The sequence below is a fragment of the Sedimentibacter sp. MB31-C6 genome (assembly GCF_035934735.1).
Classification (GTDB): Bacteria; Bacillota; Clostridia; order Tissierellales; family Sedimentibacteraceae; genus Sedimentibacter.
In genome coordinates, this window is record NZ_CP142396.1 from 80,933 (window position 1) to 102,255 (window position 21,323).

General features: G+C 29.4%; 19 protein-coding genes. 2 read left to right on the forward strand and 17 right to left on the reverse strand.

All coding sequences use genetic code 11. From position 1 onward, the window contains the following. Positions 1–8: 8 nt before the first annotated feature. The 7 genes from U8307_RS00375 to U8307_RS00405 all read right to left on the reverse strand — a co-directional run bounded on the left by U8307_RS00375 (position 9) and on the right by U8307_RS00405 (position 8,900). Positions 9–302, reverse strand: a complete 294-nt coding sequence (locus U8307_RS00375) for a L7Ae/L30e/S12e/Gadd45 family ribosomal protein (protein WP_326909150.1) — start codon at positions 300–302, stop codon at positions 9–11. Beyond that, a complete protein-coding gene (gene rnpM, locus U8307_RS00380) occupies positions 295–564 on the reverse strand; it encodes an RNase P modulator RnpM (RefSeq protein WP_326909152.1) in 270 nt (89 codons plus the stop codon). The genes U8307_RS00375 and rnpM overlap by 8 nt, the downstream gene beginning before the upstream one ends. Beyond that, the gene (gene nusA / locus U8307_RS00385; protein ID WP_326909154.1) at positions 564–1,622 is read right to left on the reverse strand and encodes a transcription termination factor NusA; all 1,059 of its coding nucleotides are present in this window, start codon (positions 1,620–1,622) and stop codon (positions 564–566) included. The genes rnpM and nusA overlap by 1 nt, the downstream gene beginning before the upstream one ends. A 14-nt stretch (positions 1,623–1,636) precedes the next feature. After that, on the reverse strand, positions 1,637–2,101 hold the full coding sequence (rimP, locus tag U8307_RS00390; protein ID WP_326909156.1) for a ribosome maturation factor RimP: 465 nt from the start codon (positions 2,099–2,101) through the stop codon (positions 1,637–1,639). A 267-nt stretch (positions 2,102–2,368) separates the two neighbouring features. Beyond that, positions 2,369–6,649 carry a PolC-type DNA polymerase III gene (locus tag U8307_RS00395; protein WP_326909158.1) on the reverse strand — a complete coding sequence of 1,427 codons (4,281 nt, stop codon included), beginning with the start codon at positions 6,647–6,649 and terminating at the stop codon, positions 2,369–2,371. A 99-nt stretch (positions 6,650–6,748) separates the two neighbouring features. Then, positions 6,749–8,215: a sensor histidine kinase gene (locus tag U8307_RS00400; protein WP_326909160.1), complete on the reverse strand. Its 1,467-nt coding sequence runs from the start codon at positions 8,213–8,215 to the stop codon at positions 6,749–6,751. Then, the gene (locus U8307_RS00405; RefSeq protein WP_326909162.1) at positions 8,205–8,900 is read right to left on the reverse strand and encodes a response regulator transcription factor; all 696 of its coding nucleotides are present in this window, start codon (positions 8,898–8,900) and stop codon (positions 8,205–8,207) included. The genes U8307_RS00400 and U8307_RS00405 overlap by 11 nt, the downstream gene beginning before the upstream one ends. 233 nt (positions 8,901–9,133) lie before the next feature. Between U8307_RS00405 and U8307_RS00410 the strand changes: the two genes are divergently transcribed. Next, complete coding sequence (locus U8307_RS00410) at positions 9,134–9,760, forward strand: MgtC/SapB family protein (protein WP_326909164.1); 627 nt, start codon at positions 9,134–9,136, stop codon at positions 9,758–9,760. 62 nt (positions 9,761–9,822) lie between these two features. On the opposite strand, the gene ispG is transcribed toward U8307_RS00410, so the two are convergent. The 10 genes from ispG to topA form a co-directional block, all read right to left on the reverse strand. Continuing rightward, the gene (ispG, locus tag U8307_RS00415) at positions 9,823–10,884 is read right to left on the reverse strand and encodes a flavodoxin-dependent (E)-4-hydroxy-3-methylbut-2-enyl-diphosphate synthase (RefSeq protein ID WP_326909166.1); all 1,062 of its coding nucleotides are present in this window, start codon (positions 10,882–10,884) and stop codon (positions 9,823–9,825) included. Positions 10,885–10,949: 65 nt separating this feature from the next. Beyond that, positions 10,950–12,194: an RIP metalloprotease RseP gene (gene rseP / locus U8307_RS00420; RefSeq protein WP_326909168.1), complete on the reverse strand. Its 1,245-nt coding sequence runs from the start codon at positions 12,192–12,194 to the stop codon at positions 10,950–10,952. Between the two features lie 16 nt (positions 12,195–12,210). Further along, a complete protein-coding gene (locus U8307_RS00425) occupies positions 12,211–12,978 on the reverse strand; it encodes a phosphatidate cytidylyltransferase (RefSeq protein ID WP_326909170.1) in 768 nt (255 codons plus the stop codon). A 12-nt stretch (positions 12,979–12,990) separates the two neighbouring features. Beyond that, complete coding sequence (locus U8307_RS00430) at positions 12,991–13,713, reverse strand: isoprenyl transferase (protein WP_326909171.1); 723 nt, start codon at positions 13,711–13,713, stop codon at positions 12,991–12,993. A gap of 72 nt (positions 13,714–13,785) precedes the next feature. Further along, a complete protein-coding gene (locus tag U8307_RS00435; RefSeq protein WP_326909173.1) occupies positions 13,786–13,971 on the reverse strand; it encodes a hypothetical protein in 186 nt (61 codons plus the stop codon). Positions 13,972–13,975: 4 nt separating this feature from the next. Beyond that, positions 13,976–14,533 carry a ribosome recycling factor gene (frr, locus tag U8307_RS00440; RefSeq protein WP_326909175.1) on the reverse strand — a complete coding sequence of 186 codons (558 nt, stop codon included), beginning with the start codon at positions 14,531–14,533 and terminating at the stop codon, positions 13,976–13,978. 1 nt (position 14,534) lies between these two features. Beyond that, positions 14,535–15,248 carry a UMP kinase gene (gene pyrH / locus U8307_RS00445; protein WP_326909177.1) on the reverse strand — a complete coding sequence of 238 codons (714 nt, stop codon included), beginning with the start codon at positions 15,246–15,248 and terminating at the stop codon, positions 14,535–14,537. 91 nt (positions 15,249–15,339) lie between these two features. Then, a complete protein-coding gene (gene tsf, locus U8307_RS00450; RefSeq protein WP_326909179.1) occupies positions 15,340–16,254 on the reverse strand; it encodes a translation elongation factor Ts in 915 nt (304 codons plus the stop codon). A 73-nt stretch (positions 16,255–16,327) separates the two neighbouring features. Continuing rightward, a complete protein-coding gene (gene rpsB / locus U8307_RS00455) occupies positions 16,328–17,104 on the reverse strand; it encodes a 30S ribosomal protein S2 (protein WP_326909181.1) in 777 nt (258 codons plus the stop codon). 191 nt (positions 17,105–17,295) lie between these two features. Then, positions 17,296–19,488 carry a type I DNA topoisomerase gene (gene topA / locus U8307_RS00460; RefSeq protein WP_326909183.1) on the reverse strand — a complete coding sequence of 731 codons (2,193 nt, stop codon included), beginning with the start codon at positions 19,486–19,488 and terminating at the stop codon, positions 17,296–17,298. 268 nt (positions 19,489–19,756) lie between these two features. On the opposite strand from topA, the gene U8307_RS00465 reads away from it, so the two are divergent. Further along, complete coding sequence (locus U8307_RS00465; RefSeq protein WP_326909185.1) at positions 19,757–21,283, forward strand: YifB family Mg chelatase-like AAA ATPase; 1,527 nt, start codon at positions 19,757–19,759, stop codon at positions 21,281–21,283. The last annotated feature ends 40 nt before the right edge of the window (positions 21,284–21,323 follow it).

The window sequence follows — 21,323 nt, forward strand, 5'->3', positions numbered from 1 at the left end:
CCTCCGATTTATGTGTTGTTTAATAAGTACGATGCAATGTTATCATCATTTATTGATAATACACTCACCATTTTTCTCCCTAGGCTTTTGCCAAGGAGTTCTTTTTCTCCATACTCAATATATTCACAATTATGATTTTTGCAAAAATACAGAATATTTTTTTTTGTTTTTTCTGATGCATCTTCCGCTATCAATACTAATACAGATTTTTTATTTTTAATTTCTGTAACAGTAACATCAAATCCTATAGATATTTTGCCACCTTTTCTCGCTAATCCCAACATAGAATAAATTTTATTCATTTCTTGAAATCTCCAATTTTAATGCTTCATATACTTCATCTGGAATTTCTGCTTCTATTGATTTAGCTAACCGTTTAGATTTAATCGCTTTTTCAAGACAATCTGATTTCTTGCAAATATATGTTCCTCTACCATTGAGTTTTCCAACTAAATCTAATTTAATTTCATTTTCCTTATTTTTCACGATTCTACACAATTCTTTCTTTGGAAAACTTTCCATACATCCAATACACTTTCTCATTGGTATTTTACGTTTTTTCATTATTCCACCTCAGAACTTCTTTCAATTTCCTGGGATTCACTAATAATGTCTATTTTCCATCCAGTCAACTTAGCTGCTAATCTAGCATTTTGACCTTCTTTTCCTATAGCTAAAGACAACTGATTATCCGGAACTACTGCTACCGCTCCTTTATCTTTGTCATCTGCTGTTACCTTTATAATTTTTGCAGGTCCAAGGCTATTTGCTATATATTTTGCAGGATCTTTATCGTATATAATAATATCTATTTTTTCTTGTGAGATTTCATCTATTATGTTTTTAACTCTTGAACCCTTATTTCCTACACAAGACCCAACTGGATCAACGTTAGGATCATTTGTATAAACTGCAATTTTTGTTCTTGATCCTGCTTCTCTAGCTATTGAAAATATTTCAATTATACCATCACTTATTTCAGGTACTTCTAATTCAAAAAGCCTTTTTACAAGATTAGGATGACTTCTTGATAGCATAATGCTTGCACCTTTTCCTGTGTTTTTAACTTCTAAAATAACTGCCTTTATCCTATCCCCAGAATTATATATTTCATTTGGTATTTGTTCACTTTGAGTTATTAAGCCTTCTATTTTACCAAGATCCAAATATACATTTCCCTTACTTATTCTTTGCACAACGCCTGTAATAATATCTGATTCTCTTCCATAAAATTCACTAAAAATATTTTCTCTTTCAGCCTCGCGAATTTTCTGTAAAATAACCTGTCTTGCTGTTTGAGCAGCTATACGACCAAAATCTTTTTTAGGTTTGATTTCTATTTTTACTATATCATCTAATTCGTACTTAGTATCAATAGCCTTAGCATCTTCTAAAGATATTTCTTGATTTTTATTCTCTACATTTTCAACAACTATTTTATCAGAAAACAATTTATATATTCCATTTACTTCATCTATCTCAATGCTAAAATTAGTAGATTTACTATAATTTTTTTTATAACCTGTTTCTAATGCGGATTTAATTGCTTCCAAAACAACGTCTTGGCGAATTCCTTTTTCTTTTTCAAGTTCGCTTAGTGCGTTCAATATATCTTTATTCATTTTAATTGCCTCCATTAAAAATCCTCAATTACTTTATTAATTTTTGATATATCATTTAAATTGATAGCAACATTTTCATTATTTACCTCAATAACTATATTACTTTCTTGCTTTTCAAGTAAAATTCCTGTATAAACCTTACTACCATTTAAAGGCATATATAATTTTACTTCAACTAATTCGCCTATATTATTATTAAAATCTGTTTCTGTTTTAAAAGGTCTTTCAACTCCTGGAGAAGAAACCTCTAAAAAATATTGTTCCTTTATCATATCTATATCATCTAGCCTTTTGCTTAAACTGCGACTTATATCCGCACAATCATCAACTGTAACTCCCTCTGATTTATCGATATATACCCTTAAGTACTTAAATGGACCTTCTTTTACATACTCCACATCTATTAATTCATATTCCGTAGGTTTTATAATATTTTGAACTATTTCACGAACTGATGTTTCAATAGATTTCTTATTCATTATTTTTACCTTCTCCTTTTCTTTATTATCCAGTTGATTTTAAATGATTAATACATACAATCAGAAAGAGTGGGAATCCCCACTCTTTCTGTCAAAAAACATCTTTTATATATTATATCATAGCTAATAATAAAAATCAAATAATAATAATTTTTTTTTTGACAAATAATACTATTTTCATAATATTTTTATTATACCCTTATTTATAATATATAATAGATTATTTATTGTATACAAAACAGTAATAATAGTCAAAGTTATGTCACATTAAAAAAGTGATATTTGATTTGTTTTATCTAAATCTTTAAAGCAACCATGTTTTTCCATTACTTCAATAACAGTCTTGCTTACTTTAGCGCGTTTAGCTATATCTTCAATAGAAATAAATTCTCCATTTTCTCTTTCGGCCTTAATATTTGCAGCTGCATTAGCACCTACTCCTTGAAGTCCTACTAACGGTGGTATAATACCTTCATCTGATAATAAAAATTTCTTATCATCTGACTTATACAAATCTACTTTAGTAAATTTATACCCTCTCTTGTACATTTCAAAAGCAACTTCTAATACTGTTATAAGATTTTTTTCCTTTGCAGTTTTTTCATTACCCTTTTCTTCAAGTATTTTAATATTTTGTAATATACTATTTTCACCCTTAACTATAATATCTGCATCAAAATCTTCTGCTTTCATTGTAAAGTAAGTTGCATAAAATGCTGCAGGATAATGCACTTTAAAATATGCTATCTTTACTGACATAGTAACATAAGCTACAGCATGAGCCTTCGGAAACATATATTTTATTGTATTACATGAATCAATGTACCACTGTGGAACATCCTGTTCCTTCATAGCCACTTCATCTTCATCTCTAAGACCTTTACCTTTTCTTACTCTCTCCATTATATCGAATGATTTTTTCTTAGGTACACCCATTTGAATTAAATATGTCATAATATCATCACGAGTCGATATAACTCCACCTATTTCAGCATAACCTTGACGTATTATATCTTGCGCGTTGTTTATCCATACATCAGTACCATGAGAAAGACCACTTATTCTCACCAAATCAGAAAACGATTTTGGCTTAGTATCCATAATCATTTGACGTACAAAAGGAGTACCGAATTCAGGTATTGCTAATGTTCCTGTTTTACAATTGATTTCATCTAATGTAATTCCAAAAACTTTTGGACTATTAAATATAGTCATAGTTTCAGGATCATCTGTTGGAACATCATCTCTATTTATTCCAGTAAAATCTTCAAGCATACGTATAATACTCGGCGTATCATGTCCAAGGAGATCTAGTTTAAGTATTCGCCCTGAAATAGAGTGATAATCAAAATGAGTTGTAATAGTGCCAGATTTTTCATTATTAGCAGGATATTGAACTGGTGTAAAATCATGAATATCCTTATTTCTAGGTACAACCATTACTCCTCCAGGATGTTGCCCTGATGTACGCTTAACACCTAAACAACCTTGAATCAATCTATCTATTTCAGCTCTTCTTTTTACTATTCCTTTATCTTCAAAATAATTCTTAACAAAACCATAGGCTGTTTTATCTGCTATTGTACCGATTGTACCAGCTCTAAATACCTTTCCTTCCCCAAAAAGCTCCTCAGTAAATTTCATTGCGATACCTTGCTCTTCTCCAGCAAAATTCAAATCTATATCAGGCTCCTTGTCTCCTTCAAACCCAAGAAAAACTTCAAATGGAATATCGTGACCATCTTTATTAAGAATCTCACCACATTTTGGACAGTTTTTATCAGGCAAGTCATAACCTGAACCATAACTTCCGTCAGTAATAAACTCTGAGTATTTACAATGAGGACAAATATAATGAGGCACTAGTGGATTAACTTCAGTTATACCACTCATAGTTGCAGCAAAAGAAGAACCAACTGAGCCTCTAGAACCTACTAAATATCCATCTTCATTAGATTTTTTAACTAACTTTTGTGCTATAATGTACATAATAGCATAACCATTACCAATAATAGAATTAAGTTCTCTTTCCAATCTCTTTTCGACAATTTCTGGCAAGTTATTTCCATATATTGATTTAGCCTTTTCATATGCTATACTTCTAAGTTCTTCGTCAGAGCCTTCTATAATAGGAGGAAAAGTTCCATTTGGAATTGGAAGTAAAAAATCAACATTATCTGCAATAAAATTAGTATTTTTAACAACTACCTCATAAGCTTTTTCTTCTCCAAGATAAGAAAAATTGTCAAGCATTTCATCTGTTGTCATTAAATATAGAGGTGCTTGATCTTCTGCATCTCCAAATCCCTGTCCGGTCATTAGTATTCTTCTAAAAACTTCATCTTCCTTTTCTAAAAAATGCACATCACCTGTTGCTATAACTAATTTATTTAGTTTTTCACCAAGGGAAACAATTTTGCTATTGATACCTTTTAGCTCATCCATATCTTTTACTCGTTCGTTTTTTACTAAAAACATATTATTTTGCAAAGGTTGTATTTCCAAAAAGTCATAATATGATGCTATTTCTTCAATCTTTTCATCACTGGCACCATTGAGTAACCCTCTGTACAATTCACCAGCTTCACATGCGGTTCCAATAATAAGTCCTTCCCTAAAGTTCGATAATCTCGACTTTAATAATCTAGGTTTTTTATAAAAGTAATTTAAATGAGATTCAGAAACTAATTTATATAAGTTCTTTAACCCAGTATAATTTTTTACTAATATATTTATATGATAAGAAATTTGTTTTTTTACATCAATATCATCCTTAAGAAGTTCATTTAAATTACCTAATTCAATTATAGAGCGTTCTTTTAACATATTTAATAAGTTAATGAACAAAAAACCAGTAGCCTGTGCATCGTCAACTGCTCTATGATGGTTCTCAAGCTTAATTCCAAGTTTTTTAGTCAATGTGTTTAATTTATGATTTTTCACTTCCTTCATTAAAGCTTTTGAAAGCTCTAGTGTATCAATAACAGAAGGATCATAATTAATATTAAGATGATTAATAGATTTTTCTTTTATAAAACTCACATCAAAATTTGCATTATGAGCAACAAGAACTCCATTTTCTCCAACAAACTCAAAAAAATCACTTAAAGCTTTAGTAATATCAGGTTGTCCAATTAACATGTCATCAGTTATTGAAGTAAGCTCTATAATTTTAGCTGGAATACTTCTATCTATATGTACAAATGTAGAAAAGCTATCAATAATCTTCCTATTTCTTACCTTAACTGCTCCTATTTCAATGATATCATCTTTTTTAGGATTTAATCCGGTTGTCTCTAAATCAAAAACAACAAATTCATCATCTAAATTTAATGCTTCACATTTATAAACAATTGAAACTACATCATTAATTAAATATCCTTCCATTCCATAAATTACTTTAAAATTGTCATCTGAACAATCCATTGCTTCAGGAAATCCTTGAACTACACCATGATCTGTTATCGCCATAGCTTTATGTCCCCATAGTTTAGCTTTATTAGCATAATCTTTGAATCCATTTATTCCATCCATAGAGCTCATTCCAGTATGCAAATGTAACTCTACTCTCTTTTCCTTAGCGTTGTCCATTCTGGTTATTTCTTCTTCAATTTTTTGCATATTATTTATTTTTATTACAAGTTGTTTTTCATATTCATCATACTCTGCAGTACCTATTATTTGAATAAAATTTCCTTTTTTATAATCTTCATCGTCAAAATTCTTCGGACAAAAATATTTTGCTCTTATAGAATCTGTCAAGTCAGTTAATGTAATAATTAAAAGTATAGTTCCTGTTTTTAGTACTCTTTTATCTATATTTATGATTTTTCCCTTTACATTTACAACACCAGAATCACTGGTGACTTCTGACATTTTAGATATAGGTACACTGTTAAAATCAATTTCCTTTCGTTTTCTTGCTCTCCTTTTAAATCCTTCTTTTTCAGAGACTACTGATTTAGTTTGCTTTTTTTCTCTTGTATCATATGAATTTTGAATTACCTCTATGTTTTTTTTAAGCTCATCGTCTAACAATTGTTGTGCTGTTAAAGCTGCTTCGTTTTCAGCTTCATTTAAAATAATTTTGAAATTATAAGCTAATTTATAGTTGTTAATTATATTAATGAATTTACCTTCTATATTCATTTTATTTAATTCATCATACAAAATTTTATTTTGAACCTTTAGTAAAATTTGGTCATTATCGAATTCAATATTTATATGATGAACTGCTTTTTCTATTACAAAGGATGTTTTCTTTAAAAAATAATAAAAATTACTTTTTAACTTCTCTCTAATTAATTTATCATTACCAAGGTATGAGTCATCAAAATTATAATTAAGTTTAATTTCAAAATTAATAGAATTGTCAAAATATTCTTTAATTTTATTAACTGCATAATCAATATCACAAAAATCAGCTATACAATTGCTTTCTGCATATATTCTTACTTTATTACTTTTTTTCAACACTTCTATTTTGTTAAGCTTTATATCTCTTATACTTTTGCATTCCTCAAAATTTAAAATTCTGTTAAAAAACATATGTTACTCCCTCTTTATTTCATACTATTTGATTATAACATTAAGAAATACTAAATTCAATATAATTGAATTTAGTAAATACTCTTAAGATGCAAATAGTCAAGGAAGAACAAATTTAAACACTGTACCCTCACTTATTTTACTATTTACTGATAAATCTATATCATGTCTATCCGCAATTTGTTTTGCAATGGCAAGCCCAAGACCTGTTCCCTCTATATTTTCTTTAGATTTCACCTTATAAAAACGGTCAAATATATAAGGTAAATCTTCTTTTAATATTCCTATTCCGCTGTCTTTTATATAAACTGTATTTTCATATTTAATAACATTTATTATACTATTTATATTAGAAAACTTAATTGCATTATCTAAAATTATCAAAAACATTTGACGTAAACGTACATAATCTCCATTAATTACACAAATATCTGTATCCTGTTCATACTTTACTTCAATGTTCTTATCTTTAGAAATACTTGCTATACTTCTTATTGTATCTTTTAAAACATCACACAAATTCAATTTTTGCATATCTATTTGAAAATCAGTATTTTGTAATCGTGATAAATCTAATAAATCATTAACAAGTCTTTCTAAGCTTTTACTTTCATTTAACATTTGTTTATGATAATCTTTAATAATATTAGGTTCTATTATTACTCCATCACAAAGTGCTTCCAGTGAACCTCTAATTACCGTTACTGGAGTTCTTAATTCATGAGAAATATTTGCAATAAAATCACGCCTTAGATTTTGAAGTTTTTTACTTTCATGACTTGCTATTTCTAACCGGTTGCTTAAAATATCTATTGTTGAAGCAAGTTCACCAATTTCATCACTTTGATTTATATTGGTTTTAACTTTATAATTTCCTTCAGACAACATAAGTGCAGTATTTTTCATTTTTTTCAAAGGGTTTGTAAAATTCACAACTAATATTGTAGATAATAAAATAGATAACACTAACCCAAATATTATACTTATTGCTAAAATTTTAAATCCTTCATAAAGAGCATCATTTATCCCTTCAACTGGCGAATGAAGTAGAAGTGCACCAACTATATTAGATTCAGACTTAATAGGAGTACCAATTGTAAGGGTTGCAGTATTCAACAAATTGCTAAATCCTTCGCTAAAGGTTGTACTACCTTTAAACACATCCTTTACCACAATATCTGCATCATTAGGTAAGTCAGTGTACATGTATTGTCTATGTCCCATTTGTCCTACAGTTATTAAATTTAAATTTTCATCAACAATCCATACATCAGCCATAGCAATATCATCTAAATTCTTGATATATACACCTAACCCTCCTTGCATATTGCCCATCATCCCACTTTGCATTCTGTTTTTTCTGTTATATATGTTTGTTGATGTATTATCCATGAATTCAGATATCGTATTAGCAATTATAACTGCACGATTTTCTAATTCTGATTTTTGTATTTCTATAGTATGTTTTTTAAATAAATGCATGAATATTAAACCTATGATAATAGAAAAAATGACAAGGGTAGCAGAAAAATAAAAGATTAACTTGTTTGCTATTTTACTTTTCATCTATATTCACCTCGAATTTATAGCCAATACCCCAAATGGTTTTTATTTCCCAACTTTTCTTTGATAAATTTTCTAGTTTTGCTCTTAACCGTTTTATATGAGAATCAACAGTACGACTATCACCATAATAATCATAGCCCCATATACTATTCAATAAATTATCCCTAGTAAAAGTTTTATTATTATTCGTCGCAAGAGTCCACAAAATCTCTATTTCTTTTTTGGTTAAGGATACATTTTTATTATCAATCGTGACAATATAATCATTTATATTAATTTTAAGATTATCGAAAGTGAAAATATGTTGTTTACTATTATCATCATTAGAAATTCTTCGCATAATTGCCCTTACCCTAGCCATAACTTCTGCAGGTGAAAATGGCTTAACTATATAATCATCAGCTCCAATGTCAAGTCCCATAATTCTTTCAAAATCCTCTCCTCTTGCAGTAATCATAATTATTGGTACATTAGAATTTTTTCTAATTTCTCTGCACACACCAAATCCATCTATTTCTGGCATCATAACATCTAGTAAAATTATATCTGGATTATGTTTATAAAAAGCTTCCATTGCTTCATTACCATCATATGCCACAATTGGAGTAAATCCTTCTTTTTTTGCATATTCACTTAATATTGAAGCAATTTGCTTATTGTCATCTGCAATAAGAATATTAGACATAATACCACCTCTACTAAATTTTTAATTAATTATATCATACTAGAAATTTAATTTGTGACAAAACTTTGTTTTTCAATAAAATAAAAAACTCTCAGTAGATATAATTTATGTTATAATAACTTTATTATTAACATAAATTATATTACTATGTTAATCTAACATAAAAAAGAGGAGGCTTACTTATCGATATATTATATGAATTAAACATTGTTTCTGTAACAGTCAGAGTTATAATGTCTTTAATTATTGGTGGACTACTGGGTTTAGAACGAAGCAGAAAAAGTAGACCTGCTGGCTTTAGAACATATATGCTTGTATGCTTAAGTTCAACTTTGGTTATGATGACAAATCAATTTATTTTTGAAACTTATAGTAGTGGTGATCCTGCAAGATTAGGTGCTCAGGTAATAAGCGGTATAGGTTTTCTTGGAGTGGGTACAATTATAGTCACAAGAAAAAATCAAGTTAAGGGGTTAACTACAGCTGCTGGATTATGGGTTGCTGCTTGCCTTGGATTATCTATAGGTATTGGGTTTTATGCCGGAGCTATAATTGTTGGAATATTTGTACTACTTATAATGACATTATTTAAAAGCATAGAAAACTGGCTTTTATCAACAAATAAATTTATGACAATATATGCTTCTTTCCCTACTATTGAAAATTTTGATGGGTTTGTTTTACTTTGTAAAAAATTAAACTTCAAAATAAATGACATTGAAATGACAAGAGATAACAATTCTAAAGAATTTGCTATAGTAGCAATAATTAATTTAGAAAGTAATGAACGATACAATCATATGGAAATCATACAGAAACTCAGTTCCTATGAAGGTCTTCATCGATTGGAAGAACTATAGTATATAAATACCTACTAAATTAAAAGAAAAAGGTTCTTGTATCAAAGCAAGAACCTTTTTCTTTACATTTTATCAATTTCTTTTAAAAGAACTTTAACTATATCTTCTTCCTTAATTTTTTTTATTATTTCACCCTTTTTAAATAATAATGCTTCACCACTTCCTCCTGCTATTCCTATATCAGACTGTCTAGCCTCCCCAGGCCCATTTACAGCGCATCCCATAATTGCAACTGTTATTGGTTTATGTACATCTTTTAATCCTTCTTGAATTTTTTTAGAAAGTTCAATTAATTGTATTTTAGTTCTTCCACAAGTAGGACATATTATATATTTAATGCCAAAATTTCTTAGTTCTAAACTTTTTAATATTTCTCTAGCTACTTTAACTTCTTCTTTTGGATCATCAGTCAATGAAATGCGCATTGTATCACCTATTCCATCTACTAAAAGACTGCCGACTCCTATTGCAGATCTAATACTTCCTTCAAATAAAGTTCCCGCATGAGTAATACCTAAATGCAAAGGATAATTTACTTTTTTTGCCATAATTCTATAAGCATCTATAGTCATTTTAATATCAGTACCCTTCATTGAAAGAACAATATTATCATAGTCAAGATCTTCTAATATTCTAACATGCTCCAATGCACTTTCAACCATACCAATCGATGTTGGCTGTCCGTTATACTTTTCTAATATTTTTTTATGAATTGAACCTGCATTTACTCCAATTCTTATAGGGATATTTCTAGGCTTAGCTTGTTCAACTATCTTTTGAACCCTTTCTATACTACCTATATTACCAGGGTTAATCCGTAATTTATCTATCCCATTTTCAATACTTTTCAATGCTAGTTTATAGTCAAAATGAATATCTGCTACTAATGGAATATGTATTTGCTTTTTAATTTCCTTGATAGATTCAGCATCTTCCATATCAGCCACAGCAACTCTTATTATCTCACATCCAGCTTCTTCTAATTCCAAAATTTGATTAACAGTAGACTTTACATCCTTAGTAAAAGTATTTGTCATAGATTGAACTAATACTGGAGCTCCTCCACCTATTTGAACATCTCCACACATAACAATCTTACTTTCTCTACGTACAATTTGATCCATTAAAACCTCCCGAAACAATACGAACCATATTAGGAATTGTAGGATATGGAATATATTTACACTAGTTATATTCTAAATATTCTCAATATATCTTTATATGTTATAAACAACATAAATGCAATTAATACTACAAATCCAACAAAATGTATATACCCTTCTTTTTCTATTGGTATAGCCTTTCCTCGTATTCCTTCAATTAATAGGAATACTAATTTACTTCCGTCTAAAGCTGGAATAGGCAACAAATTCATAAAACCTAGATTAATGCTTATAAATGCTGCTAAGCTCATTAATGAAAGTAAACCGCTTTCAGCAGCTTCCCCCACCATACTAATAACCATAACAGGTCCACCTAGTGCATCACTTCCTAATTGTCCTGTAACTAATTGAACTATAGTCTTAAACATAAGTTCTATATAATATACCGTTTTATAAGCTGATGATGCTATTGCCGAAACAAAAGACTTTTCTATTTGAGTATTATACCTTACAGAGATTTGCTCAACTGGAACAATGTTATAATCAAACAATTCACCATCCCTATCAACTGTAACTTGAATTGGAGAATCTCCTACAGAATTATCTATTTCTGCTGTAAGCTCTTCCCATGTATCAACTGGTACATCATTAATTTTTATAACCTTATCTTTATCCTTTATGCCGGCTTTATATGCTGGAGAATTCATATCAGTAGGTGTTACAACAGTTGTAGTTTCTCCATCTATTAATGTTGAAGTAATTCCCACTATCTTTCTATAATTATTATTAATTTTATATTCTTTAATTTCACCGTTTCTTTCAATATTTATATTATAATAATCATTTTCAGGATTTGTTATTTCATAGAATATATCTTCCCAAATATATGCTTTTTCTCCATTAACAGATATAATTTTATCTCCTGATCTAATTCCTGCTGCATATTCATTAGAATTTTCATCTATAATATCTATTATATTTCCAGCAACCCCAAAGGAAAATGCTATAATAATAAAAAGAACTAATGCCAATATATAGTTCATTATTGGCCCTGCTGCCACTACTTTAAACCTTTGCCACACTGTTTTAGTACTATAACTAGTTTTAGTTTTTATGTCTTCTTCTTCGCCTTCCATTTGTACAAATCCACCAATAGGTATAGCCCTGATTGAATAAACAGTATCATTTTTTTCCTTTTTAAATAATACGGGTCCCATTCCTATAGCAAATTCGTAAACTTTTATTCCAACACTTTTAGCTGCTTTATAGTGACCGTATTCATGAACAAGTACTATAATTGAAAATATTAGTATTGATGCAATTATTGTCAATATTATTCCCTCCAATTTATATAAAGTGGTTTATAAAGTAATATACAACAGGTGCTACAAATAAAACACTGTCAAATCTATCTAAAATACCACCATGACCTGGTAAAAAGTTACCAAAGTCTTTTATTTTATATTCTCTTTTTATTTTAGATGCTGCAAGATCTCCTAACATTGAAAAGACAGATGCACTCACACTAAATATTATAATGTAAATATATTTATTTATTCTTAAATAATCAAAATAAAATAAAGAAATTATAGTACAGCCAAGTATTCCTCCAATAGCCCCTTCAATAGTTTTATTTGGACTGACTTGGGGATACAATTTATGTCTACCAAATAATTTTCCAGTAAAATATGCAAAGGTATCAGAACCGAAGGCAATAATATAAACAATCCATACAAACTTTGAGTTGTTCATCAAAATCATATGATACATAAAAAATACAACATATGAACCTACAAATATTATTTGCGACATTATCTTTAGGTTAATTTTTTTGTTAAATATAAACATAACAAAATTGAATGATATATACAAAAATAATATAAAATTAAAATAAATCAAATAATCATTAATTTTGGCAACAAATAAAGATATAGCAAATAAGTAGTTTATTATAGCACCATACTTAAAACCACTATTAAATAAGGTTTTTGAAAGTTCATAAATAGCTATGCATGTTATTCCAAAATATACAAAGTCATATAGGATACCACCATAATATGTAACAAAAGCAATGAATGCCCCACCTAAAACTCCTGTAACAACTCTTTGTCTCATAATGACACCTTCCTAATTTCCGTACCTTCTCTTTCTTTGTTGAAAGTTATTAATTGCTTTTAAATATTCTTCTTTTTTAAAATCTGGCCATAATATATTTGTAAAATAAAATTCTGTATAAGCAAGTTGATATAATAAAAAATTACTTAGTCTCATTTCTCCACTTGTCCTTATCAATAAGTCAGGGTCAGGTATATCATATGTATATAAATATTTTGCAAAGTTATCTTCATTTATTTCATCTATATTAATTTCATTATTATCATAGTCAATTATTATTTTCTTAATAGCATTTATAATTTCACCTCTTGAGCCATAACTTAATGCTATATTTAAACTAAGTCCTGTATTATTTTTCGTAAATTCTATTGCACGGTTAACTTCATTTCTTGTATTTTCAGGCAAATCTTCTAAATTACCCATTAATCTAACTTTTACATTATTTTTATTTAAATAATTTAATTCCTTATTTATAAAATCAACTAATAAGTTCATCAAATAATCTACTTCATGTCTATCTCTACTCCAATTTTCAGTTGAAAAGGCAAATATTGATAAATATTTTATTCCAATTTGAACTGAGGTTCTTACTAAATCAATAACTCTTAAAGAACCCTCTCTATGTCCTAATTTTGCAGGTAGCAATTTTTGTTTTGCCCATCTTCTATTACCATCCATAATTACTGCAACATGTTTAGGAATTATTCCATTCATTACCTGGTCTTCTAAATTCATATTTTTCAGCCTCACAATTTTCAAACATTACTAACAGGCTTATGATTTATATTCACAAGCCTGTACTACAGACTAATAATAAGATACAAACAATGTAACATAATTGTTATTAGAATTTTCTCTAATAACATATGGTTTATGTAAATCATTAAACTTTTTGTTTGTTCCTGTAATTTTTATAATTTTAATTATTTTACTATTTTTCTCTTCAATAAATTTTAAAGCTTCTCTTAATGGATAACCAAGTACATTATCCATTAAATCAAACCTCTAATATTTCTTTTTCTTTACTTTTATATATATCGTCTATTTGACCAATAAATTCATCAGTTACCTTTTGGATTTCAGTTTCTGCCTTTTTATGATCGTCTTTAGTGATTTGGCTTTCTTTTTCCATTTTTTTAAATTCATCATTAGCATCTCTTCTTATATTCCTAATTGCAATTTTTGCATTTTCAGTTTCTTTTTTAACTAATTTTAAAAGTTCCCTTCTTCTTTCTTCAGTTAATTGTGGAATTACAAGTCTAATGATTTTACCATCATTTGAAGGATTAATACCTAAATCAGATGACATGATAGCTTTTTCTATTTCTTTTAATGCATTTCCATCCCATGGTTGAATTAATATAGTTCTAGGCTCAGGTACTGATATATTAGCAATTTGATTTAAAGGGGTCATAGTACCATAATAACTTACTTGAATTTTATCAACGAGTTTTGGGTTAGCCTTTCCTGCTCTAATAGACGCCAAATCTTCCTTAAGAAAATTAATAGATTTACCCATACTTTCTTTAGATTGTGAAATTAATTCTTTATACATATTATACCTCCTTAATTATTGTTCCTATACTATCTCCTGTAACAATTTTTTCAATATTTTCCGGATTCTCAATACCAAAAACTAGAATAGGAATTTTATTATCCATACATAATGATGTTGCAGTTGAGTCCATTATCTTAAGTCCTTTATTCAGAACATCAATATATTTGAGTTCTTCATATTTTATTGAATCTGGATTTTTCTTTGGATCATCACTATAAACGCCATCTACACCATTTTTAGCAAGGAGTATTATGTCTGCATTGATTTCTGCTGCTCTAAGCGCTGCAGTTGTATCTGTAGAAAAATAAGGGTTACCTGAACCACCGGAAAAAATTACAACTCTACCTTTTTCCAAATGTCTCACAGCTTTTCTACGAATATAAGGCTCTGCAATTTGTCTCATTTCTATTGCTGTTTGAACTCTGGTTTCAACATCAATTTTTTCAAGAGCATCTTGAAATGCCAAACTGTTTATTATAGTTCCTAGCATGCCCATATAATCTGAGGTAGTTCTATCCATATCTTTAGCACTAGCGCCTCTCCAGAAGTTTCCGCCACCAACTACGATAGCTACTTCTACACCTAAACTGCTTATTTTCTTAATTACATAGGAGATTCTAGTGATTATTTCTTCACTTATACCATGGCCAGCACCCCCAGACAACGCTTCACCGCTTATTTTTAAAATTATTCTCTTATATTTACAGTCCATTTTACCCTCCTGAACACTCTTATTTTAATTAATGGAGAACCATGCAGTTCTCCATTTATTTTTCCTTGATAAAGATTATTCTTTTTCAGGATTATAGACCGATTTGTTTTGCTACTTCATCTGCAAAGTTTTCTTCTTTCTTTTCTAACCCTGCACCTACTTCAAATCTCTGTACTCCAGCAATCTTGATGTCTTTTCCTATCTTTGCTGCAGTATTACTTATTACTTTTTTAACTGTTAAATCTGAATCCTTAACAAAAATTTGCTCTAATAAACATACTTCTTTAAGCTCTTTATTAAGTCTTCCTTCAACCATTTTTTCAACTATATTTTGTGGTTTTCCTTCATTCAATGCTTGTGCTATAAGAATTTCCCTCTCATGTGCTATGAAATCTTTATCAACATCATCTCTAGATATATATTTTGGATTCATTGCTGCAACTTGCATTGCTAAATCTTTTCCTAGTTCTTCAAGAGCAGACTTATCTCCTTCAGATTCTAAAGCAACAATAACAGAAATTTTACCACCACCATGAATATAAGATACAACAGCACCATTAGAAACTTGTTCTGTTGCAAATCTTCGAATTGACATATTTTCGCCTATTCTTGCAATTTTTTCTGTTAATACTTCTTGAACAGTTTTTCCATCCGTTAATACAGCTGCTTTTAAAGTTTCTACATCTGTATAATCATTTTTTATTACTATTTGTGCTAGTTCTTCTACAAACAATTTAAATTCTTCATTTTTAGCAACAAAGTCTGTTTCAGAGTTAACCTCTATTACAGTTCCCTTCTTACCGTCTTCTGAAACTATAGCAGTAGATAATCCTTCTGCCGCAACTCTTCCAGATTTTTTAGCTGCTTGTGAAAGACCTTTTTCTCTCAATACGTCTACAGCCTTTTCTATATCTCCATTTACTTCTTTTAAAGCTTTTTTGCAGTCCATCATGCCTGCATTAGTTCTTTCTCTAAGTTCTTTTACCATTGAAGCTGTTATTTCCATTTAATTACCTCCAAAATTTAAAAAAGCAAGGTGTAAGGAAAAATTTCCTAACCCCTTACTTTATTTTTTTTATCTATTTTTCTACTGTTTCTGTTGTTTCTGTTGTTTCTTCTACTTTTTCGAATTCTTCTTCTGTTATTGCATCCTTAGGCTCTTCTTCCATTTGAACACCTTGTTTTCCTTCTAAAACAGCGTCAGCCATAGTAGCAGTTAATAGTTTAACAGCTCTAATAGCATCATCATTACCAGGAATAACGTAATCTATTTCATCTGGATCGCAGTTAGTATCAACTATTGCTATAATAGGAATTCCTAATATTTTAGCTTCTTGGACAGCTATTCTTTCTTTACGTGGATCTACAATAAATAAAGCACCAGGAACTTTTTCCATGTTCTTAATTCCACCTAAAAACTTTTCAAGTCTTTCAGCTTCATTTCTCAACTTAATTACTTCCTTTTTTGTAAGAAGTTCGAATGTTCCATCTTCTTCCATAGCCTTTAATTTGTTTAATCTGTCAATTCTCTTTCTTATAGTACTATAGTTAGTTAACATACCTCCAAGCCATCTTTGACTTACATAATGCATGCCACATCTACTAGCTTCTAATCTAGTAGATTCTTGAGCTTGTTTTTTTGTTCCAACAAACAAAATTTCTTCACCATTTGCAGAAAGTTCTTTAACAAATTCATATGCTTTATCTATTTTACCGCTTGTTTTTGCCAAGTCAATTATATAGATACCATTTCTTTCTGTAAAGATATACTCTGCCATTTTAGGGTTCCATCTTCTTGTTTGGTGACCAAAATGAACACCTGCTTCTAGCAATTTTTTCATGTTAAGTATTGCCATAAATAATTTTCCTCCTTTTGTTTTTACCTCCAGAAATATCATCTCAAGCAAAAGACCTTTCGGCACAACTCTCGCATGATCTAAATCTGTGCGTAATTAAGATTAGTATATCATAGCATAATTCCTTTGGCAATATTAATTTTTATATTTTATTAATATTATTTTAATATTTTTACAATATAAATTATTTATTATTCTTTACTACTGCAATTTTTATTTGTACATGTTGCTTTATTATTTTTTAATACCATCATACTTCCGCAGTTTTTGCATTTTTCATTAGTTGGCTCATACCATGATAAAAAATTACAGTCAGGATAATTAGTGCAACCAAAAAATCTTCTCCCAGCCTTAGAATACTTAATAGCTAGTTTATGGCCACATTGTGGACAATCAACATCTAATTCCTTCACTATAGGTTTCGTATTCTTACATTCCGGATAATTTGAGCAAGCTAAAAAATCTCCATATCTTCCTTTTCTTTTTAGCATTTTAGACCCACATTTTTCACATGTTTCATTTGTTTCTTCTGCTGCTTCCTTTTCCTTAAGTGGTTTAGTATTTTTGCACTCTGGATAATTAGGACATGCTAAAAACTTTCCGTATCTCCCCTTTTTAACTACCATGTATTCTCCGCAATTTTCACATTGCACATCACTTACTTCATCTTTTATTTCTATCTTTTCCATTTCTTTTTCTGCTATATCAAGATAGGATTTAAAATCTTTATAAAAATTTTTAATTACATCGTGCCAATCAGTTTTGCCCGTAGCAATTTCGTCTAAATTATCTTCCATTTCAGCAGTAAACTTCTCATTAATAATTTCAGGAAAATATTTTTCCATCATTTCTGTAACAAGAAACCCCATATCGGTGGGAAGAAGATTTCCCTTGTCCTTTATAACATAATCTCTATTAGTAATGGTGGAAATGGTAGGAGCATATGTGCTTGGTCTTCCAATTCCTTTTTCTTCTAAATCCTTAATTAAACTTGCCTCTGTATATCTTGCAGGAGGTTGAGTAAAATGTTGTTCAGGATTAATTTTTATAATTTCTAATTTATCTTGTTCTCCTATATCAGGTAGTATTTTATCTTCGGAGCCATCTTTATAATTGTAAACAGCCTTATATCCATTAAATGCAAGAATTCTTCCATTTATTTCAAAAATATTATTATTACTATTTAAAATAACCTTTGTTACATCATATATTGCATCTGTCATCTGACATGCAACAAATCTTTTCCAAATTAAACTATATAATTTGAACTGATCGTTACTAAGATTATCCTTAATACTTTCTGGACTTCTTAATACTGATGTAGGCCTGATAGCTTCATGAGCATCCTGCACCTTACTTTCATTCTTCTTAGATTTTGTAAATACTCTGCTTTTAAAGTATTTTTCACCATAGTTAGATAATATATAATCTTTTACACTTGACATAGCCTCATCTGACAATCTATTTGAATCAGTTCTGATATAAGTTACAAGTCCAACACTTCCTTCACCCTTTATGCTAATTCCTTCATAAAGTTGTTGTGCTAACATCATTGTTTTCCTAGCTGTAAAGTTTAACTTCCTATTTGCTTCTTGTTGTAGACTACTAGTTGTAAAAGGTGCACTCGGCCTTGAATGACTCTTTGTTTTATTTATCTTATAAACAGGTATTGTTTTTTCATCTATGCTACTTATAATTGCATTTACTTCTTCTTCATTATTTATTTTACCCTTACTAATTTTCTCATTAATAATTTTTCCAATATATTTTGCAACTATTTTTTTTCTTTCTTTTTTTAATTCTAAATCTAATGACCAATATTCCTCTGGTTTAAAGTCAATAATTTGTCTTTCTTTATCAATTACTAACTTTAACGCCACTGATTGAACTCTTCCTGCACTTAAACCTTTTTCAATCTTTTTCCATAATAACGGACTTATATTGTAACCAACTAGTCTATCAAGCATACGCCTTGCCTGTTGTGCATCAACTACATTAAGATTTATTTTTCTCGGATTTTTACTAGCCTTTTTTATAGCATCCTTTGTTATTTCATTAAATTCTATTCTAATATCTTTGCTATCATCTAATTTTAAAATGTTAGCTAGATGCCATGATATAGCCTCACCTTCTCTATCTGGGTCAGTTGCTAAAAATACGTTGTCTGCTTTTTTAGCTTCCTTTTTTAATTCTTTTATTACATCACCCTTGCCTCTAATAGTTATATAATTAGGTTCAAAGTTATTATCAATATCAATTCCCAACTTACTTTTTGGCAAATCGCGAACATGTCCTACAGAAGCTTTTACAGTATAGTTTTTTCCCAAAAATTTCCCTATTGTTTTAGCCTTTGCCGGTGATTCTACTATAACTAAATTTTTCATTACTTCCTCCAATACCTGTTGCTTCTATGCTATTATTTATATTTTAATATTAGCTTATCAATATGGTATACCTTATAATACATTTTTTTATTTGTCAATAGGTGCTGTTTAAAATTATACAATCAATGTAACTTTATTTAACTTATAAATATGTCAAATATATTAAATTGTTAAATAATTCCATTAGTGTGTTGAAATTTTTGTAGAAATATTATATAATTATCGGAAGAAACGTTTTCTACTTATATTGTGGTCTATTGGAGGATATATGCTTTCAAAAGTAAAAACATGTGTTTTATGTGGTCTCAACGGTTATGAAATTGATGTTGAAACAGATTTGTCAGGAGGATTGCCAAACTTTACAATTGTAGGACTTCCTGATATTTCGATTAGAGAATCCAAAGAAAGAGTACGTTCTGCTATAAAAAACAGTGGTTTTAAATTCCCTGTCAGCAGAATTACTGTTAATTTAGCTCCTGCAAATTTAAAAAAGGAAGGGAGCCAAATCGACCTACCTATTGCAATAGGAATCTTAACTGCTAGTAAAATAATAAAAAATAAAATAGATGAAAAAACTTGTATTATTGGAGAGCTTTCTTTAGATGGTAAAATAACTGCTATAGATGGAGCCTTACCAATGACAATTTCAATGCTTAAAAACAATTTTGAAAGAATAATAATTCCTATGGATAATAAAGAGGAATGTGGTGTAATTGAAAAAATTGAAATTATACCAGTAGAAAATTTAAATGACTTAGTAGATTACTTAAACGATAAATTATTAATTGATTCTTATCATATAACTTATGACTCTATAACAAATATAGATAGCTTTACCGAAGATTTTTCAGACATTAAAGGACAACCTGCCATGAAAAGAGCTGTAGAAATCGCTGCTGCAGGTGCGCACAACCTTTTGCTTCTTGGAAGCCCAGGCTCAGGTAAAACAATGATAGCCAGACGTATACCAACAATTCTTCCTGATTTAACATTAGAAGAATCAATGGAAGTTACTAAAATATATAGCATATCAGGTTTGCTAAACAAAAAAGGGTTAATTAAAAAGCGTCCTTTCCGTTCACCTCATCACACTTCATCTCGGGTAGCTATGGCCGGAGGAGGTAGTAAACCTAGTCCAGGAGAGGTATCTTTGGCTCATTACGGTGTTTTATTTCTTGATGAAATACCTGAATTTCCTAAAAACGTACTTGAAGTATTAAGACAACCTATGGAAGATGGAAACATATCCATCTCTAGAGCAAATGGTTCCTTTACATTTCCTGCCAAGTTCATGATGGTAGCATCTATGAACCCCTGTCCTTGCGGTTATTTAGGGGACCCAACTCATGAATGTTCCTGCAATCAAGGACAAATAGACAAATATCTAAGTAAGATATCTGGTCCTTTATTAAATCGTGTAGATATTCAATTAGAGGTCTTTCCTGTAAAATATGATGATTTAAAAGATACTAGACTTGAGGAATCATCCGAATCAATAAAAAATAGGATAATTAGAACAAGGAACATTCAACAAAAAAGATATAAGAGTATTGGAATTATGACAAACTCCGAACTAAGTGGTAAACATATATTAAAATATTGTATTGTGAACAAAGAATCAGAATTACTTTTAAAAAATGCATTTGAAGTTTTAGGTTTAAGTGCTAGAGCATATAATAAAATACTTAAGGTTTCTAGAACAATAGCTGACTTAGAATGCAGTGACAGTATTGAAACAAAGCATATTGCAGAAGCCATTCAATATAGGAGTTTAGACAGAAAATATTGGAATTAATATAACAATCAAAAAAAATTGTGTTAACTTTATATGTAAG

Excerpts from the sequence above, each read along its gene's own strand:
- U8307_RS00375 (WP_326909150.1), bottom strand. The coding sequence starts at position 302 with ATGAATAAAATTTATTCTATGTTGGGATTAGCGAGAAAAGGTGGCAAA.
- rnpM (WP_326909152.1), bottom strand. The coding sequence starts at position 564 with ATGAAAAAACGTAAAATACCAATGAGAAAGTGTATTGGATGTATGGAA.
- nusA (WP_326909154.1), bottom strand. The coding sequence starts at position 1,622 with ATGAATAAAGATATATTGAACGCACTAAGCGAACTTGAAAAAGAAAAA.
- rimP (WP_326909156.1), bottom strand. The coding sequence starts at position 2,101 with ATGAATAAGAAATCTATTGAAACATCAGTTCGTGAAATAGTTCAAAAT.
- U8307_RS00395 (WP_326909158.1), bottom strand. The coding sequence starts at position 6,649 with ATGTTTTTTAACAGAATTTTAAATTTTGAGGAATGCAAAAGTATAAGA.
- U8307_RS00400 (WP_326909160.1), bottom strand. The coding sequence starts at position 8,215 with ATGAAAAGTAAAATAGCAAACAAGTTAATCTTTTATTTTTCTGCTACC.
- U8307_RS00405 (WP_326909162.1), bottom strand. The coding sequence starts at position 8,900 with ATGTCTAATATTCTTATTGCAGATGACAATAAGCAAATTGCTTCAATA.
- U8307_RS00410 (WP_326909164.1), top strand. The coding sequence starts at position 9,134 with ATGTCTTTAATTATTGGTGGACTACTGGGTTTAGAACGAAGCAGAAAA.
- ispG (WP_326909166.1), bottom strand. The coding sequence starts at position 10,884 with ATGGATCAAATTGTACGTAGAGAAAGTAAGATTGTTATGTGTGGAGAT.
- U8307_RS00425 (WP_326909170.1), bottom strand. The coding sequence starts at position 12,978 with ATGAGACAAAGAGTTGTTACAGGAGTTTTAGGTGGGGCATTCATTGCT.
- U8307_RS00430 (WP_326909171.1), bottom strand. The coding sequence starts at position 13,713 with ATGAATTTAGAAGACCAGGTAATGAATGGAATAATTCCTAAACATGTT.
- U8307_RS00435 (WP_326909173.1), bottom strand. The coding sequence starts at position 13,971 with ATGGATAATGTACTTGGTTATCCATTAAGAGAAGCTTTAAAATTTATT.
- frr (WP_326909175.1), bottom strand. The coding sequence starts at position 14,533 with ATGTATAAAGAATTAATTTCACAATCTAAAGAAAGTATGGGTAAATCT.
- pyrH (WP_326909177.1), bottom strand. The coding sequence starts at position 15,248 with ATGGACTGTAAATATAAGAGAATAATTTTAAAAATAAGCGGTGAAGCG.
- tsf (WP_326909179.1), bottom strand. The coding sequence starts at position 16,254 with ATGGAAATAACAGCTTCAATGGTAAAAGAACTTAGAGAAAGAACTAAT.
- rpsB (WP_326909181.1), bottom strand. The coding sequence starts at position 17,104 with ATGGCAATACTTAACATGAAAAAATTGCTAGAAGCAGGTGTTCATTTT.
- topA (WP_326909183.1), bottom strand. The coding sequence starts at position 19,488 with ATGAAAAATTTAGTTATAGTAGAATCACCGGCAAAGGCTAAAACAATA.
- U8307_RS00465 (WP_326909185.1), top strand. The coding sequence starts at position 19,757 with ATGCTTTCAAAAGTAAAAACATGTGTTTTATGTGGTCTCAACGGTTAT.